This is a genomic window from Chryseobacterium turcicum (genome assembly GCF_021010565.1).
In the GTDB taxonomy this organism is placed as follows: Bacteria; Bacteroidota; Bacteroidia; order Flavobacteriales; family Weeksellaceae; genus Chryseobacterium; species Chryseobacterium turcicum.
On the sequence record NZ_JAJNAY010000001.1, the window covers coordinates 595001 to 612757 of the forward strand.

Below are 17757 nucleotides of genomic sequence, written 5' to 3' on the forward strand. Positions count from 1 at the left end.
AAGTTAGCCACCTGGGGAGTACGTTCGCAAGAATGAAACTCAAAGGAATTGACGGGGGCCCGCACAAGCGGTGGATTATGTGGTTTAATTCGATGATACGCGAGGAACCTTACCAAGGCTTAAATGGGAAATGACCGGTTTAGAAATAGACTTTTCGCAAGACATTTTTCAAGGTGCTGCATGGTTGTCGTCAGCTCGTGCCGTGAGGTGTTAGGTTAAGTCCTGCAACGAGCGCAACCCCTGTCACTAGTTGCCATCATTAAGTTGGGGACTCTAGTGAGACTGCCTACGCAAGTAGAGAGGAAGGTGGGGATGACGTCAAATCATCACGGCCCTTACGCCTTGGGCCACACACGTAATACAATGGCCAGTACAGAGGGCAGCTACCAGGCGACTGGATGCGAATCTCGAAAGCTGGTCTCAGTTCGGATTGGAGTCTGCAACTCGACTCTATGAAGCTGGAATCGCTAGTAATCGCATATCAGCCATGATGCGGTGAATACGTTCCCGGGCCTTGTACACACCGCCCGTCAAGCCATGGAAGTTTGGGGTACCTGAAGTCGGTGACCGTAACAGGAGCTGCCTAGGGTAAAACAAGTAACTAGGGCTAAGTCGTAACAAGGTAGCCGTACCGGAAGGTGCGGCTGGAACATCTCATTTTAGAGCGTCTTCGGACGATAAAAAATAAGGACACAATGTGTCCATGCACTTACTTAAAGAGAAGCTTTAGTTTTTATTTGGTTGATATATAAGTATAAGTAAAAAGGTTAAAGTAAAAAGAGCCAAGTGTAACAGCTTGTATTAATTACTCATTACCAATTATTTATTACTTATAATATATATAAGAAATACAAAACCCACTAGAAATTAGTATTAGGGAAGAGAGATTGAGTATGAAGAAGAGAAAAAAGAGATATGCAAATATTACTTATTACTCATCACCCATTACTCATAACAAAGTCTCGTAGCTCAGCTGGTTAGAGCGCTACACTGATAATGTAGAGGTCGGCAGTTCGAGCCTGCCCGAGACTACTAATTTAAATAGAGGTTAGAATCTAGAAATTAGAAGTTAGTTTTTTACTAATCTCTAACTTCTAACTACTAACATCTAAACTAGCGGGGAATTAGCTCAGCTGGCTAGAGCGCCTGCCTTGCACGCAGGAGGTCAAGGGTTCGACTCCCTTATTCTCCACATTGTTATAGTAATATAACATGATTTATGGTTTAATTTTAAGAAGCAAATAGAGCCAAAAACAATATTTTGCGAATTAGATCAGAAATAGCATAAAGATCATTGACATTAACGGTAAAAATATCACAAAGAGAAAACCGAGCGCAATTAAGCGTTTGAGTTTACAAAAATATTTTAGCAGCAATGCTAAAGCAAAAATACTGAACTAATTAATAATTAGGAAAGAAATCGTTAAGGGCGTATGGCGGATGCCTAGGCTTTCAGAGGCGACGAAGGACGTGGTAAGCTGCGAAAAGCTGCGGGGATTGGCACACACGAATTGATCCGCAGATGTCCGAATGGGGCAACCCGTCTGGTTGAAGACCAGTCACTCCGCAAGGAGAGCAAACCAGGAGAACTGAAACATCTAAGTACCCTGAGGAAAAGAAATCGAAGAGATTCCGTAAGTAGTGGCGAGCGAACGCGGATTAGCCCAAAAGCTTTTATATGTTTAATAGAATGTTCTGGAAAGAACAGCCATAGAGGGTGATAGCCCCGTATATGAAAGGCATATTTAAGTGATAAATGAGTAGGGCGGGACACGTGAAATCCTGTTTGAATATGGGGGGACCATCCTCCAAGGCTAAATACTCCTGAAAGACCGATAGTGAACAAGTACTGTGAAGGAAAGGTGAAAAGCACTTCGAATAGAAGGGTGAAATAGAACCTGAAACCGTACGCCTACAAGCGGTCGGAGCCCACAAGTTGGGTGACGGCGTGCCTTTTGCATAATGAGCCTACGAGTTAATGTTACTAGCGAGGTTAAGGACTTCAGGTCCGGAGCCGGAGCGAAAGCGAGTCTGAATAGGGCGCTTAGTTAGTAGTATTAGACGCGAAACCTTGTGATCTACCCATGGGCAGGTTGAAGCTTTGGTAACACAAAGTGGAGGACCGAACCGGTTGACGTTGAAAAGTCTTCGGATGACCTGTGGGTAGGGGTGAAAGGCCAATCAAACTGGGAGATAGCTCGTACTCCCCGAAATGCATTTAGGTGCAGCGTCGTGTATAAGTTTATTAGAGGTAGAGCTACTGATTGGATGCGGGGGAGTCAAATCCTACCAATTCCTGACAAACTCCGAATGCTAATAAATGTTCCACGGCAGTGAGGGCGCGGGTGCTAAGGTCCGTGTCCGAGAGGGAAAGAACCCAGACCAACAGCTAAGGTCCCCAAATCTCTATTAAGTTGAAGCAACGCGGTTGGACTGCATTGACAGCTAGGATGTTGGCTTGGAAGCAGCCATTCATTTAAAGAGTGCGTAACAGCTCACTAGTCGAGCGGTCCGGCATGGATAATAATCGGGCATAAATAGAGTACCGAAGCTATGGATTTACAACCTTGAGTTGTATCTGGTAGGGGAGCATTCTGTTTGCACAGAAGCTGAGTCGTGAGGCTTGGTGGAGCGGACAGAAAAGAAAATGTAGGCATAAGTAACGATAAAGCGGGCGAGAAACCCGCTCACCGAAAGACTAAGGTTTCCTCAGCCATGCTAATCAGCTGAGGGTTAGTCGGGACCTAACGCGAACCCGAAAGGGGTAGTGGATGGACAATGGGTTAATATTCCCATACTTGCTCACACTAAAAAGGGGACGGAGTGCCGTACTTACTGGAGACTGACGGAATAGTCAAGACCTAGCCTTCGGGCGAAGTTGTTGTAGGGAAAGTGCTTCCAAGAAAAGCCGAAGTGAAGCAACCCGTACCATAAACCGACACAGGTAGTCGAGGAGAGAATCCTAAGGTGCTAGAGTGAATCATGGTTAAGGAACTAGGCAAAATAGTCTCGTAACTTCGGGAGAAGAGACGCCATCAGCAATGGTGGCCGCAGTAAAAAGGCCCAGGCGACTGTTTATCAAAAACACAGGACTCTGCAAAATCGAAAGATGCAGTATAGGGTCTGACACCTGCCCGGTGCTGGAAGGTTAAGGAAGGGCGTTAGCAGCAATGCGAAGCGTTTAACTGAAGCCCCAGTAAACGGCGGCCGTAACTATAACGGTCCTAAGGTAGCGAAATTCCTTGTCGGGTAAGTTCCGACCTGCACGAATGGTGTAACGATCTGGGCACTGTCTCAACCATGAGCTCTGTGAAATTGTAGTCTCGGTGAAGATGCCGAGTACCCGCAATGGGACGAAAAGACCCTGTGAACCTTTACTATAACTTCGTATTGACTTTGAGTAAGTAATGTGTAGGATAGGTGGGAGACTTTGAAGCAGGCACGCTAGTGTTTGTGGAGTCAACGTTGAAATACCACCCTTTACTTACTTGGAGCCTAACTTCTTTTAGAAGGACACTGCGTGGTGGGTAGTTTGACTGGGGTGGTCGCCTCCAAAAGAGTAACGGAGGCTTTCAAAGGTACCCTCAGCACGCTTGGTAACCGTGCGTAGAGTGTAATGGCATAAGGGTGCTTGACTGTGAGACCTACAAGTCGATCAGGTGCGAAAGCAGGACATAGTGATCCGGTGGTTCCGTATGGAAGGGCCATCGCTCATAGGATAAAAGGTACTCCGGGGATAACAGGCTAGTCTCCCCCAAGAGCTCACATCGACGGGGAGGTTCGGCACCTCGATGTCGGCTCGTCACATCCTGGGGCTGGAGAAGGTCCCAAGGGTTGGGCTGTTCGCCCATTAAAGTGGCACGCGAGCTGGGTTCAGAACGTCGTGAGACAGTTCGGTCTCTATCTATTGCGGGCGTTAGATGTTTGAGAGGGCTTGATTCTAGTACGAGAGGACCGAATTGAACAAACCTCTGGTGTATCAGTTGTTCCGCCAGGAGCACCGCTGAGTAGCTACGTTTGGAAGAGATAAGCACTGAAAGCATATAAGTGCGAAACTCGCCTCAAGATGAGACATCTTTTAAGGGTCGTGGGAGATGACCACGTTGATAGGCTATAGGTGTAAAGTTGGTAACAGCATAGCCGAGTAGTACTAATTACCCGTAGATTTATAGCCTAATTGGCAACTGCTTAATTGCGCAATTAAAGGTTCTCTCTTTGTGAATATTCTTATCGATAAAACCAGAAGTTAGAAACTAGATATTAGAAGTTAGTTTTTTACTAATCTCTAACTACTAAAATCTAACCTCTTATATACAACCTTTAGGGTGGTTTTAGCGGTGGGGCTCACCTGTTCCCATTCCGAACACAGAAGTTAAGCCCACCAGCGCCGATGGTACTGCGAAAGCGGGAGAGTAGGTCGCCGCCAGTTTTTTTAAAAGTCTCATACATGAATTTGTATGAGACTTTTTTTGCGATATACCCAAAGATTTATCTTTGCAATAAGCAATAAGCAATAAGCAATAAGCAATAAGCAATAAGGTAATAGGTAATAGGGAATAGGGAATAGGGAATAGGTAATAGGTAATAGGGCGCTCCTTCGGAGCGACACCATTGTAGCATATAATAGGAACCAAATGCCTCAGAGCTCCGGAGGAGCGACACTATTATTCAAATTACATTTATCCTTTATTTTCTTAAAAAACTCATGACAAGCATATTTATCTCTTGAATAAAATATGCTATTAATCTGAATCTTTGTTTTATGCTGGCTCTCCTAGCCCGGATAGCAGTAGCAGGAAATATATTCTATCCCAATCTCTTATAGCTCCTTCGGAGCGTAACCTTTGTAGCAGCAGGGAATAATTCTATCCCAATTCCTTATAGCTCCGGAGGAGCGACACCTTTGTAGCAGATAATAGGAACCAAATGCCTCAGAGCTCCGGAGGAGCGACACTATTATCCAAATTACATTTATCCTTTATTTTCTCAATAAACTCATCATAGGCATATTTATATCTTGAATAAAATATGCTATTAATCTGAATCTTTGTTTTTATGCTGGGTTTCCTAGCCCGGATAGCAGCGACATCCTTTTTCTTGACGAAAGGGAAAAGCGGAGGGTGTCATGAAAAAGATACAGCGGAGAGCCGGAAATAGCTCCTGAAAATTAAATTATTTTAAAGAGAACTTATCGTAAATACAATTTTACTGTTATAAGTTGCTGCGGGAATTGTTACCGAAACTCCACTCAGCTGTAATTGAATAGGAATGTTTGAATAAGTTGCTAATGCTGCTACCGCAACAATTCTAAATAATTCAATATCGGTAAGTGTTATTGTTTGGTAAGTCGTTCCGCCACTTATTGTACATAAAAGACATATTGTAGATCCATCTCCTGTTCTTTTAGTACTCAATATTAAATTTGAATTCCATGTTGGATTAGACTCATAATGTACTGAGACCTTTCCACTCGCTAGCAGTAATGGGACACCTGCTGTTAATAGTATTTGATTGGTTGCACTTTCATAAGTTCCTGCATAGTTTGAACCGGCTGCAGTAATTGATGGTATTGTCACTGTCCAGTTATTTCCTCCTACGGTTAAAGATCTTTGAGCTTTTAGCGTACAGAATAATAGTAAAGAGAGTATCAAAGTTATTTTGAATAAATACCTTCCATAAAAGATAGTATAATTTGTTTTCATCTTCGTTTTTTATTTATTCAGTGATTGTGTACGTAATTATGACAGGCGTATTTGCTCTTTCAGATAGATTACTATAAGTATTTGCCGATAAGCTTATGGTCAGCCGATGGCCGTTGTTTGCGCCATTCCCTGTATATGCACCTCCTATTCCGCTGATTATTGTTTGTGATGTTGTATTTAATGTTACCTGAGCAGATGGTGTTCCTAATGTTCCACCTCCGGAACCGGAAGCTGTTGCTGCCTGAATTTTAATATCGATTCCAGGGATTACTTGGTTGATTGAGGCGGTAATTTTTCTGGTAAGTCCTCCTAAAGCTATTGCGGATGTGTAATTAATCCATTTTGTTGTATTAACAGCTGGTGCAACAATAGGATTTCCTGCTTCTGTAGGAGCTGTGAAATTCATTGTAATAACTCCACTAGGCTTAATATCCATTAAAGTAACAATGGGTAAAGTTACAGCCACAGTACGATTTCCTGTAGTTTGTGAATACAGATTGGCGGAGATCATAAAGCTGACAAAAAAAACTAATTTGGAGTAATTCATTTCCGCTTTTTATTTTCGTTATAACTTACCTTGATGGTTTCCTGCTGATATTTTATTTCTGATGATTGCTTAATGACATTAATGATTATATTTTTAGTTTCGTCAGATTTTAGATTAAATTCAAACTGGTCAATTGGGATTTTATATTTTTTGTCTAAACCGTTTCTGTAAATTTTAACCTTCCAATCTCCGGGACGCAGATATGTAAAATCAAAATAATCTCCCAAAAGTGCCAGTTTTCTAAATATCTGATTACCGTTTGTAACTTCAATAATCAGATTTTGATTTTTCTTTTTATTAGTTGAAAGCTGAGCAAATTGCAAATTACTTTCATGTTCTTTATATTCTATTTTTCCCTGAATCTTTGCAGCACTCGTTAATCCAAAACTGTAAATGTTTTCTTTACCGGCTAAAATTAATGATACTGGGACATTTTGGTCGGCAATATCATTGATTTCTGTAGTTGTTCGGTCGATTTCTAAAACATAATCTCCTGGATTTACATTTTTAAATAGGTAATCTCCGTTTTTGTTGGTGACCGAAAGATGATTTCCCATCATCAGGCGAATTCCTTCAACTTTTTTTACCCCTAAGTTTTTTATGTTTCCTGACAGCGTAGTATATTCTGCAATTTTTTGAGTCGGAATATTCATTCTTAAAGTATAACGCAACGAAAAGATAAAATCTTTATTTCCCAATTCTCCACGCTGCAAATTGTACCTCGTTGAAATATCCACCTCATGCCCTTTAAAAATTTGTTGATGAAAAAGAAGCTCAAAAAGATTTCTATCTTTATAATAATCTTCAGGCATATAATTGTTCTGATAAAAAAGGCTGAAATAAGATTTATCTGAAAAGCGACTTAAAACTCTTGCTCCAAAATAAAATTGCTTCTCATTTTTCAGTTGGTATCGAGATGTGAGTGCATAACTTCCATATATATTAAATGAGGTTTTAAATTTTTCAAAACCAATATTAGCAGTATAAAAACTAGATTTTCCAGAAAAACCAGTCAGAAAATTATCAGTTTTTCCAAATTGCCCATCAATGTTTAGCTGGAATATTCCGATTTGCTGATTAAGAGTGAGTTTAAAAAAACGTTCTTTATAATCAAATTCTTTGGGCATTAAGCGGTCTTCATATCTTTGGGAACCATTGTAAACATAAATATTTCCGTTATTAGAATATTTATATTGAATTCCATATTGCAAAAATTTACGATAAGGCGCTGCAAAAAATAAGGTGTCACGCTGGAAGTTTTTAGCATCCTGCACATAGTTTGCTATCACATTAATCCTCTTAGATAACTGATACTGAAGATTACCGTTAATAGTATTGGTATTATTAAAATATCCCGCATATTCAGGGCTGGCTCTCATATACATTACATTTGCATTTATTTTATTATAATTTGCAATGGTTTGTATCATATACGCTGTTCCATCTGTTTTTTCTGTTTTGCTGTATGCTGTTTCCCCCGAAACTTCAAGATTTTTATTGAGTTTAAATTTTCCTGTGAGGTAAGGTAGATGTGCATTTGAATCTAGTCTTATATTGCTAAAGGCTAAATCTGTATTTTCCTTTCTCGGAGTTTTGTACAAATATCCTACAGTAATTTCCGATTGTTTTGCAATTTTAAATTTAGAATAGATATTAAATTCATCTTTAATATCTCTGAAAAACCTTGGGTGATTATAAAAACCTCCAAAACTTATCTTTTTTAGGTTAAAACGAATTTCTGCACCTCGGCCATATCTGGCATATTCGGTTAGAAAAGAAGAAGAATAATTTTTATCCCCCAAATGAATAAAAAGATTTTTTCGGGTGTAATTCACAAAATATTCTTCATATTGAGTAAAAGAATTAAAGTCTATAGGATTTTTGGTAACGGCATGAAACTCTAAAGTGTTTTTATTTTCACTGTCTAAACTTCCCTTTCCATAAAGCTCACCCTGAAAACCATTTTTATATTGACCTCGATTTTGCATGCCCAGCATAGCAAGAGATGCCGAAACCGGAAATCTGTGGTAAATATCATCTTCAATGGGTTTTATAGAAATGATTTTTACAGTCGAATAGGCAATTTGATTTTCTTGAGGATGGTCTTTAGAATAAACAGAAAGATTTAGATTCTGAAACTCATTTTTACTCAAATTCGATGAAGTAATTTTACTAATGGTAATTTTTTTACTTTCCCCAGGAGCTAAAATTAAAGACGTATTTTCATCAACGACAGCATTTTTGCTTTCTAAAATTAAATTTTCAGAAACGTTTCCATCATTTTTTAAAAAGAAAATAGATTTAATTATTTCCCCAGCTTTTATAAACTCTGGTGAATCTAAAAGGGTGAGGGAAAGCTTTCTGTTTGCAGAAATCAATAATTCTGTAGTTTGGGTAAACTTTTCACCTGTAGTTATTTCGGTTCCTTCCAGTACAACAGAATGTTTGCCTTGTGGTGCTTCTGTTGCAATCTGTAAAGGGACAATGTAGATTTTACTTTCATTTGGGGCAACACGTATTTCACCATTTTTTAAAATAGGAGTGATGAGATGGTGAGAAGTTTCAGCTTTCAAATGATAATTTTTTGCCATGGAACTCTTATTTTCTATTGTAAAAGAAACAGAAGTAGATGTTCCCGGTTTCAGACTATCTTTTTTTTGAGAAAACAGAGAAGCTGGGAATAGCAGGATATAATAAATAATCCATTTTTTAATCATTTTTTACTTCTAGTTCTACATTGAGAGCGAAAGCATTTTCTTCTTCATCGGTAGCAATTAGTACGGCATTATATTTATCTGGAGATATTTTGCTGATATCGATATGATAATATTTTGAAGTTTGGGGTAATAATCCCGACGCCATACTCGAAAAATTTCCGAGTTTTTCTCCTGTTTTTTTGTTGTAAATCTCAACGGTTACGGTTGGTTTACAATAAAGGTTTCCTTTGTTGGCAATAGCTACTTTTAGCATTTGCTTTCCTTCTTGTTTTTCAATCTTTATACCTTCAAATTTTAAATCAGGCTTTGCTTTTTCTGAATCGAAATCTGTAATCACCTGAATTGCATAGCGAATAATCGAGGTAATATTTACACCCTGTTTGTTATTATTGGGATTTATCTCCTCCACGGGTTCTACCATAATTACACTCCAATACGTTCCTGGTTCGGAAATATTGTTGGGAACGTTTATTTCATAATAAACTTCTGTTTTTTGTTTAGCTTTCAGAGTAACAAGATTGGTATTCATTTTTATCCAACCAGAATTTGTCTTACTGTTAGTTTGAGGGGCGGAGTAATAGATGGTACCATTAGATTTATAACTGTAATCTTGAAGAAACAGTTTTACACTTTGTATTTGATTGCCTGTATTTTCTATTTCAATTTTTCCCTTGTAAACTTTTCCGTTTTCTATATTGTAAGAATGTGAAAGCCCATTGATAACCACAATACCGGCTTTCAGGAAACAGAATTGAAGGAAGAAAATGAGCAATACGAGAATGCTCTTTATCATTGTTTTGTAAAGTTTGGTGTTTAAAATTGATAAAACAAAATCAAGAAGAAATAGATTTCTCTTTTTCTTCTTGATTGTAAAAGATGAAATCGGGTAAATTAATTATCCGAAATCGTATACGTGACAGTTGCTACCGTAGCTGCCACTGCTTGTAAATTATCATAAATAGCTACACTACCAGAACCACCTCCCGCGGCCAGAGCATAGGTTAGATTATGACCATTACCGGCTCCGTTACCGGTATAAGCACTTCCTATTCCTGAAATAATGGTTTGGTCTGTTGTGCTTAGTGTTAACTGTGCAGCCGGATTTCCTACTGATCCTCCTCCAGAACCAGTAGCCGCCGCCGCCGTTAAGTGAATATCAATTCCATCAATGATAGGGTTTACCCTTACAGAGACAGTACGTGTAGGTTCTGCAACCGATTTAATAGAAGAATAATTTAACCAAAGCGTGCTGTTGGCAGCGGTTGGAGTCACAGCATTTCCCGCTTCTGTGGGTGCTGTAAATCCTAAAGTAATGTTTTTTGTAGCCTTGGGTTCAATATCAACTAGTGCAACTTCAGGTACAGAAATAGTTACAGTGTGATTGTCTGTGTTTATTTGAGCTTTAAGATTTGCAGATAGAGCAAATACAGCAAAAGTCATAGCTAAGCTAAATGTTGTTTTTTTCATGGTTTTAGTATTTTGAATTGTGAAGTTAATAAAATTCATTAGAATATGATATAATAAATAACAATAATTTATTGTTAAATTTTCATTACTTTATATTTTACCGCATTATGATGAATAATTACTAAAGCTAGTGTGATGGATTTTGTGACCTTAATCACTATAAAAAAGTCTTATACAGAAAACTGTATAAGACTTTTTAAGGTTTTAAAAATGTATCTAAAACTAAATAGAATCTATTGCAGATTTCTCAAATTCTACTCTTCCTGCAAAATGCCAACTGTTGGTATTAGATTTTATTTTGAAATCGTACCAGCCTTTTGTTTTGTCTAAGTTTAGATTTATTTTTTCTTCATGTGCATTAAGAGACAGCTCGCTTATGTAATCGGTATATTTGTTTTCTAAGCTAATGTTTAATGTGTTGGTAGAAAGATTAATGAGTTTTATATCTACTTCATGTGTTGAGATATTGGTAGATAAAGTTACTTCCAGCTCAGTTTTTTTGGTGCCTTTAAACTTTCTTACAAAGCCATTGGAGCCTATTATTTCATAGCTGTATTTTTCGATATCTACAGTATGCGAAATTTCATCATTTGAAGGTAGGGTAAATGAAAAATAATAATCTTTGGTATTAAATTTATTTTTATCATAAATAATTAACGATACCGGAGTCTCTTTAAGATTGGTCATTACAATCTTATTACTTTTGAGATTGACATCGTAGTTGCATGGTAATGGGATAGATGGTTTCATGTCTCTTTTTCTGAATTTCAATAGGTTTTTGCATTGAGTTTTTTCAGCGTATTTTGAGAGATGGTGCGTAATTTTAGTTCGAAAAAAAACTAAATATTTCTGAGACCAAATGTAGATGAATAGTATTACCTGTTCCTTAATTATTTATTAAGTGTGAAATATTATTTCAGTATAAAATGACGATAAGAATTAATGTAATGATAATGTGATAAAGTAAAAATAATAGAAAATCACTTTAAAAACGGCTCAGAATTCCCCAGTGAATTTTGATGTCATTAAACTTAAAAGGGTTACCAAACTCGTTACCATTAGAAAGCTGAAAACTCATTAAACCAAGCGGAATAAAGAAATTAAAACCAAGGCCTACACTGTACAATTTGGGCTTTACATTGAGCGATTTGTTATTGAGCTGTCCGTACTGCCCGAAAACATCAAAAAAGGCCTGATTTCCGATGAGATATCGGTATTCCATACCTGCGTAGTAATAGAAATCGGCGGCGAGAGAGTTTTCATTAAAACCCCGGAGTGAATTCCAGCCTCCAAAACGGTACAATTCGTTGGCGGAGAAATCTATTTTAGAATCCATCATTGCACCTTCTCCTTTGATGTTGAGAAAGTGGTTTCTGTTGATATGATAATTGTATTCACCAAAAAAGTAAAACTGATTTTGGTTGGCTTTTATATTTTCACCGGTGTAGTTTGTGGCCAGAAAATCGTATCCTACATTCAGTTTAGACTTGTAAAGAAAAAGGTCAATGTCGGTAGGCTCGGTCATGTCAAAGAAAATACCAATCCCTTTTTTGTTATAATCTTTCCCCTGAATATAAAGGCTGTCGATGATTGTAGAAGATTCAAAAGTTCCTCGTAAACCAATTTTCTGTCTGCTGTTGAGATGATAATAAAATGCGGGTAAGGCTTTTACATTAGCAAAAGTAGAATCTTGTCTGAAGATATTCACTTTCATATTTAAACCTACATTAGAATTAAGTAGATACGGAATATCGGTTTGCAAATCAAAATTCTGACCTTTGTCAGGGTTTCTCTGCCAGTAAAGATTAACTGTTTCAAAACCGTTGAACATGTTTTTAAAATTCACATTCAAAGTACCATTCAAAGTAAATTTATCTGTTTTATCATTTCCGAAACCGATAACTCCATCAAAAGTATTGGTTTTTTTCTTCTCCATAAAAAGATAAATCTGTGTAGAATCTTTTGTGAAAAGAGTCTGTGGTTGCCGCTCGAGCATGATAAAAGGATGACCCTGAAAATTTTTATTAATGGCAATAAGGTTTTTGTCATCGTAAGTTTTGCCTTTAAATTCTTTTTCAAGATTTTTTATAAATCTTTTCGGAACTCGGGTATAACCTTTTGCTACAAAACCATCGATTGTTCGTTTATTATTTTTATTAATATCAAGTTCTACAACAGGGTAACCGTTTTTCTGCCCTGTAAATTTAGACTTGATTCTACTAAAAGCAAAACCGTCATCTATATATTTTTTGCTGATATTTTTTTTAACTGAATCTAAATTTTTGGTAAAAAATTCTTTCTCTAGTTTAAATCGATTGGTAATAGAATCGGAGAGATTCACATACGTTTCGTTGAAATTTTTTCCTTTATCGTAGAAAATTTCCGTACTGTCGCCTTTTATTTTCACCTCTTTTAATTCAGTGAAAAAATAATTGCTTTGAGCTAAAGAGTCAAGAAATTTTGCAGCAGAAAGGGAGTCTTTTACCTTTTTCTTAACTTTCGTTTCGGTATCAATCAGAAAATAATGCTTCTTCTGCGCTTGTACAAAAACGCAAAATAGAGCAAAAAATATGTTTAAAAATAACTTCAATCTCTTACAAACAAGTAACTAATTTACCTTTAATATTATTAATTTCTAACAACTAACAACTAACAATTATTTATCCAGTTTATTATATTTCTTCATTAAATTCTCATAAGTTCCCTGTGGAAGAATCCACTTCAAAGGAACCCCGATTTTTTGCCCGAATTTACCAAAATAATAATGCGCTTTCCACTTATTTTTAGTTAAAAGTTGGTCAACATATTCTGCGACTTCTAAAGGTTCTGTGCCATCTCCAACGTGAGAATTCATCAAAGCATATACTTTATCGAATACCGTTTTGTAAGGTTCAGAAACTTTTGTTTTTACACGGTTTTCTGCAATATTGGTTTTAATATCACCTAAATGAAGCGAACAAACATTGATATTCCAAGGATAAACTTCGTATCTCATCGCTTCGGTAACTTTATCTAAAGCCGATTTTGAAGCCGAATAAAATCCACGGAAAGGCAATCCCATTTCACTTCCGATGCTGGAAACGTTGATGATTTGCCCAAATTTATTTTCACGCATTTTCGGCATCACGGCGCTCATCATTTGTACAGCTCCTACAAGATTTAAATTGAATAATTTTAAAATATCTTCTTTTGTAGAATCTTCCACAGAACCTACCATTCCCATACCTGCGTTGTTAATTAAAACATCAATCCTTGTTTCTGTTTTTAAAACTTCAGTAATGGCATTCTGAACAGCGTCATTATCTGTAATATCTGTCGGGATAGATTTAAAGTACTGACTTTCGGTAAATTTTCGGCTCAATCCGTAAACGTGATGACCTTTCTTTCCGAAGTATTCTGCTAATACGAAACCAATTCCTGAAGAAGTTCCGGTAATGATGATTGTTTTTGACATTTAATAAATAAAATATTGTTTTGAATTTGGGATTTGTATTACAGTTTCTCCCGGTGTAAAATTATCCATTTTTATAAGTGTTTTCCACTTATATTTGAATTCTTTATGGAAATTTTTTTCAAGAGGTTCTTTATCATCTTCAAAACAAGGATAATATTGGTCATCAACAATAACCTTTCCTGTTGAAAAGTTAATTTCACTGAATCTATTAAATTGGCAAGTATCATCAAATTTAACGACTGATCCAATTAAATAGAAATCATTATTTTGAAACCTATAGGTATGTTTATAAGTATAGGTATGTCTTGAATTTGTACTATATGATTGTGAAATAATTATTACTCCATTTTTTATGCTGACTTCTGGCAAAGTGTTGTATTCAGGCGAAAATCCTGTTTTTGATCCTAAAATTACAGTTGGATTTTTCTTCCAGATTTTCAGTTGCCCATTATTGTTTTTTATAATGAAAATTTCTCTCTGAAAACCTCTATTAAAATCTTCATTATTTCTTTTATCTGAATTAAAAACAATTAGTGTTTCGTCTTTTCCGTCTTTATCTAAATCTCCTTTGGTTTCCAAAATTTTTTCATAGCCTTTTGGGACTGCAAAGTTTTTCAATTCCTGCGATTGAGAAATTGAAAAGAGTAGAATGGCAAAAAAAGAAAAGAGTTTTTTCATTCCTCAATTATTAAGAATTTAATCCAATGTCATTTTTTTTTATAGATCTTTCTTTAATTTACTAATCGTTCATTTTTATGAATGGTAAATTTATGTAAAAGAACCAAAAAATAAGACTTTCAAAATCATAAATCTATAAAACCCTTATAAAATTGATGAAAAGATATTTCCAAAAAAATTCCTGAAGACATGCTTCAGGAATTTTTTAGTATTTAATTGTTTTTTTAGTCAATTGGTCCACCAGGACCTGTGCTTCCACATTGGCTTCCATTAGGAGCACAGTAATAAGCTTGGCGCGGAATACAGCATCTGTAATATCCTGTCAAGCAAATTTGATTACAAACTTGGATGCCCCCGTTAACACTTTTCAATTCTTGTCTTGAAATTTTTTTTAGATTTTTCATAGTAATTAGTTTTTAAATGATTTTTCTGGTTTGTGATGTTTAATGCGCACACTATCAAATATATAAATTATTTATCAACCTTACGAGAAATTTATTTATTTTATTTCTAAAAAGAAATTTTCTGTTTTTTTGAAAGGAATTTTAAAAAATAGAATGATACAGAAAGAAGATATTTTGAAGCTTTAAAAGCTTAATCCAATATCTTCTTTCTGTATCATTCCGGTATCTTCCAAATTACAGATACAGCCTTTTACTGTTTTATAATTTCCATTAATGCGCGTTTCTTTTTTCTTGTTGTCTGTGATGATAATTCCGGCAGTGTAAACTTTGCCTTCCGCATGATAGGTTCTGAATAACAAGTATTCAAACTCATGATTTTTAAAGGAAAGATTATCGACTTCCATTCCTGCATTTTGTATTCCGCCACCTCGCCAATAAGAATTATAATGAAATTTTTTCCAGCTTTCTTTGTTTTTTTCGGAAGGAAATTCCATCTCTACTTTATTTTTAGTTCCAAAACGATACTGGATGTATTTGTTGGTCTTATCTTTCACCAAAGACATTTTCTTTCCATTTTTAGTTTCAAATGAATAGATGATTTCTTCATTAGGTAAAAGATATTGTGCCCAGAATGTCAACGGAACTAAGAGATATAATATAATGAATAACTTTTTCATTTAATTTTTTTTAGATAAAACTTTTTAATTCTAAAAGGAATGATGATAATCCAAATAAGAAAAGTGTTTATTGTGCTCAAAGGTCTAATTATTTTATATAATAGCTTTCTTAAAAAGATATCGAAATTGTTAGCAAAACTTATTAAGACCGAATCATAATGATTAAAAGGATTATCATACCAAGATAAATCTTTTCTTTCAGTGATGGTATAATACCAGAATAATATATTAAAGATTAATAAAACAACTGTCGTAAAATAATTTTCATAATACAAACTGATGATAAATATTGATAAGATTAGAATAATAAATAAATGAAATTGGATACTTATAAATTCATAATATTTAATCATATCAACAATATTCATCAAAATACAACAAACTAAAACCAATATGATGAAAGTTTTAGCAATCTTATTGATTTTGAAAAACTTGCTGGATTCAATATTCATTTTAAAAGTTCAATTATTTTTCTAATAAAATTTTCAAATCCTCCCAAAACATCGGGTAAGATTTTTCAACTACATTTTCATCTTCAATATTTAATTCTTTAATCAAACTAAACGGCGCAAAACTCATTGCCATTCTGTGGTCTTGATAAGTTTTAATGGAAATGTTCTCTTCAGGCTCATTAAAATCAATTGATTTTATGGTTAAATCTGTGATTTCTGTTTCTGTGCCCAGTTTTTTCAGTTCATTATATAAAGCCAGCAATCTGTCAGTTTCTTTTACTCTTAATGTACCCAAACCTGAGATTTCAAAAGGTACTTTTAAAGCTGAAGCTGTTACACAAAGTGTTTGAGCGATATCCGGACAGTTATTCATATCCAAAATAATCTTTTCCGGAAACTGGAAGTTTTCAATAGACTCAAGAGTCAGTTTGTGCTCATTTTCTGTGAAAATAGTTTTAATACCGAAAAACGTTTCATAAATATCGGCAATCGCAGAATCTCCCTGAGTTGACTCCTTGTAAAAACTTTTCAGGTGAATGGTTTCTCTTCCCAAAGCAGCAAAAGAGTAAAAATATGACGCCGAACTCCAATCACTTTCGACCTCATAGTTAATGGTTGAAAGTTGATGGTTGATGAATGGTTCTACCTTAATTGTGTTTCCGATGAAGCTGTTTTTGATTCCAAATTTGGTCAAAATATCCAAAGTCATTTCAATATACGACCTTGAAGTAACCTCACCAATCAGATTTATTTCCAAACCATTTTCCAATTTTCCGGCAATTAAAAGAAGAGACGTGATAAACTGGCTGGAAATATTTGAAGGAACGTCTACTTTTGTTTCTGTGATTTTTCTGCCCGTAATTTTCAAAGGCGGAAAACCTTCATTTTCTAAATACTCAATTTCAACTCCAAGATTTTGTAAAGCGGTAACCAGATTTTTGATTGGTCTTTCCTTCATTCTTCCGGAACCGGTAAGAATCGTGGTTTTACCATCTTGAATTGAATAATAAGAGGTCAAAAAACGCATTGCGGTTCCCGCATGATGAATATCTACAATTTCCGTTTCCTCAGACAATGCTTTTTTCAGCAATTGGGTATCCTGAGAATTCGATAAATTCCCGATTTTTATGTTTGAAAATAGACTTTCCAAAATCAACAAACGATTCGAAATACTTTTCGAACCGCTGATTTGTATGGTTTTGTTTTCTCTTAGTTTTGATTTTTCTAGCTTCATATTCTTAAGATGGAAGTTGGAAGCTGGATGTCTAATATTTCATTAAACTTCCGACTTCCATCTTCCTACATTATTTCAATTTCTCATTATTCTGATGACGGTCTTTGTCGCGATCAGTTTTTATCTTCATTTTTTTGTCAAAAGCTTCCTGTAGATTGACTCCGGTTTGATTGGCTAAACATAAAGTTACAAACAATACATCTGCCAATTCCTCACCCAAATCTTTGGTTTTATCGCTTTCTTTTTCGCTTTGTTCGCCGTATCTCCTTGCGATAATTCTTGCGACTTCGCCCACTTCTTCCGTAAGCATTGCCATATTGGTCAATTCATTAAAATAACGAACACCAATGGTTTTTATCCATTCGTCGACTTGCTGTTGCAGGTTTGTGATTTCCATAATTTTTTAAAGAGCCGTTTTTTTAAAT

General features: G+C 35.7%; 13 protein-coding genes, 2 tRNA genes and 3 rRNA genes (1 of these 18 running past the window's edge). 5 read left to right on the forward strand and 13 right to left on the reverse strand.

Going from position 1 to position 17757, the window contains the following annotated elements; translation table 11 throughout:
- From LO744_RS02825 to rrf, 5 genes are all read left to right on the forward strand, one after another.
- Positions 1-660: ribosomal RNA gene (locus LO744_RS02825) — 16S ribosomal RNA — on the forward strand (it extends 857 nt beyond the left edge of the window).
- 298 nt (positions 661-958) lie between these two features.
- Positions 959-1032, forward strand: a tRNA-Ile gene (locus tag LO744_RS02830).
- Positions 1033-1118: 86 nt separating this feature from the next.
- Positions 1119-1192 (forward strand) — tRNA-Ala (locus LO744_RS02835).
- A 221-nt stretch (positions 1193-1413) separates the two neighbouring features.
- Positions 1414-4174, forward strand: a 23S ribosomal RNA gene (locus LO744_RS02840).
- A gap of 147 nt (positions 4175-4321) precedes the next feature.
- Positions 4322-4429, forward strand: a 5S ribosomal RNA gene (gene rrf / locus LO744_RS02845).
- The 16S, 23S and 5S rRNA genes sit together here with 2 tRNA genes alongside, the layout of an rRNA operon.
- Positions 4430-5177: 748 nt before the next feature.
- Here rrf and LO744_RS02850 read toward each other — a convergent pair.
- The 13 genes from LO744_RS02850 to LO744_RS02905 all read right to left on the reverse strand — a co-directional run bounded on the left by LO744_RS02850 (position 5178) and on the right by LO744_RS02905 (position 17729).
- Positions 5178-5651 (reverse strand): hypothetical protein, encoded by a 474-nt coding sequence (locus LO744_RS02850; protein ID WP_230667084.1) that lies wholly within the window; start codon positions 5649-5651, stop codon positions 5178-5180.
- A 64-nt stretch (positions 5652-5715) separates the two neighbouring features.
- Entirely contained in the window at positions 5716-6249 is a 534-nt protein-coding gene (locus LO744_RS02855; RefSeq protein WP_230667085.1) for a hypothetical protein, read from the reverse strand.
- The gene (locus LO744_RS02860) at positions 6246-8966 is read right to left on the reverse strand and encodes a COG1470 family protein (protein WP_230667086.1); all 2721 of its coding nucleotides are present in this window, start codon (positions 8964-8966) and stop codon (positions 6246-6248) included. The genes LO744_RS02855 and LO744_RS02860 overlap by 4 nt, the downstream gene beginning before the upstream one ends.
- Positions 8959-9759, reverse strand: a complete 801-nt coding sequence (locus tag LO744_RS02865) for a WxL protein host-binding domain-containing protein (protein ID WP_230667087.1) — start codon at positions 9757-9759, stop codon at positions 8959-8961. The genes LO744_RS02860 and LO744_RS02865 overlap by 8 nt, the downstream gene beginning before the upstream one ends.
- 98 nt (positions 9760-9857) lie before the next feature.
- Positions 9858-10433: a hypothetical protein gene (locus LO744_RS02870; RefSeq protein WP_230667088.1), complete on the reverse strand. Its 576-nt coding sequence runs from the start codon at positions 10431-10433 to the stop codon at positions 9858-9860.
- 222 nt (positions 10434-10655) lie between these two features.
- Complete coding sequence (locus LO744_RS02875; RefSeq protein WP_230667089.1) at positions 10656-11183, reverse strand: phospholipase domain-containing protein; 528 nt, start codon at positions 11181-11183, stop codon at positions 10656-10658.
- A gap of 235 nt (positions 11184-11418) precedes the next feature.
- On the reverse strand, positions 11419-13023 hold the full coding sequence (locus tag LO744_RS02880) for a BamA/TamA family outer membrane protein (protein ID WP_230667090.1): 1605 nt from the start codon (positions 13021-13023) through the stop codon (positions 11419-11421).
- 66 nt (positions 13024-13089) lie between these two features.
- Positions 13090-13887: an SDR family oxidoreductase gene (locus LO744_RS02885; RefSeq protein ID WP_230667091.1), complete on the reverse strand. Its 798-nt coding sequence runs from the start codon at positions 13885-13887 to the stop codon at positions 13090-13092.
- Complete coding sequence (locus tag LO744_RS02890) at positions 13888-14565, reverse strand: hypothetical protein (RefSeq protein ID WP_230667092.1); 678 nt, start codon at positions 14563-14565, stop codon at positions 13888-13890.
- 224 nt (positions 14566-14789) lie between these two features.
- Positions 14790-14969: a bacteriocin-like protein gene (locus LO744_RS20515; protein WP_449508572.1), complete on the reverse strand. Its 180-nt coding sequence runs from the start codon at positions 14967-14969 to the stop codon at positions 14790-14792.
- A gap of 182 nt (positions 14970-15151) precedes the next feature.
- Complete coding sequence (locus LO744_RS02895; RefSeq protein WP_230667093.1) at positions 15152-15646, reverse strand: hypothetical protein; 495 nt, start codon at positions 15644-15646, stop codon at positions 15152-15154.
- 465 nt (positions 15647-16111) lie between these two features.
- The gene (locus LO744_RS02900) at positions 16112-17332 is read right to left on the reverse strand and encodes a 3-phosphoshikimate 1-carboxyvinyltransferase (RefSeq protein ID WP_230667094.1); all 1221 of its coding nucleotides are present in this window, start codon (positions 17330-17332) and stop codon (positions 16112-16114) included.
- A 70-nt stretch (positions 17333-17402) separates the two neighbouring features.
- The gene (locus tag LO744_RS02905; protein WP_066682059.1) at positions 17403-17729 is read right to left on the reverse strand and encodes a nucleotide pyrophosphohydrolase; all 327 of its coding nucleotides are present in this window, start codon (positions 17727-17729) and stop codon (positions 17403-17405) included.
- Between the last annotated feature and the right edge of the window lie 28 nt (positions 17730-17757).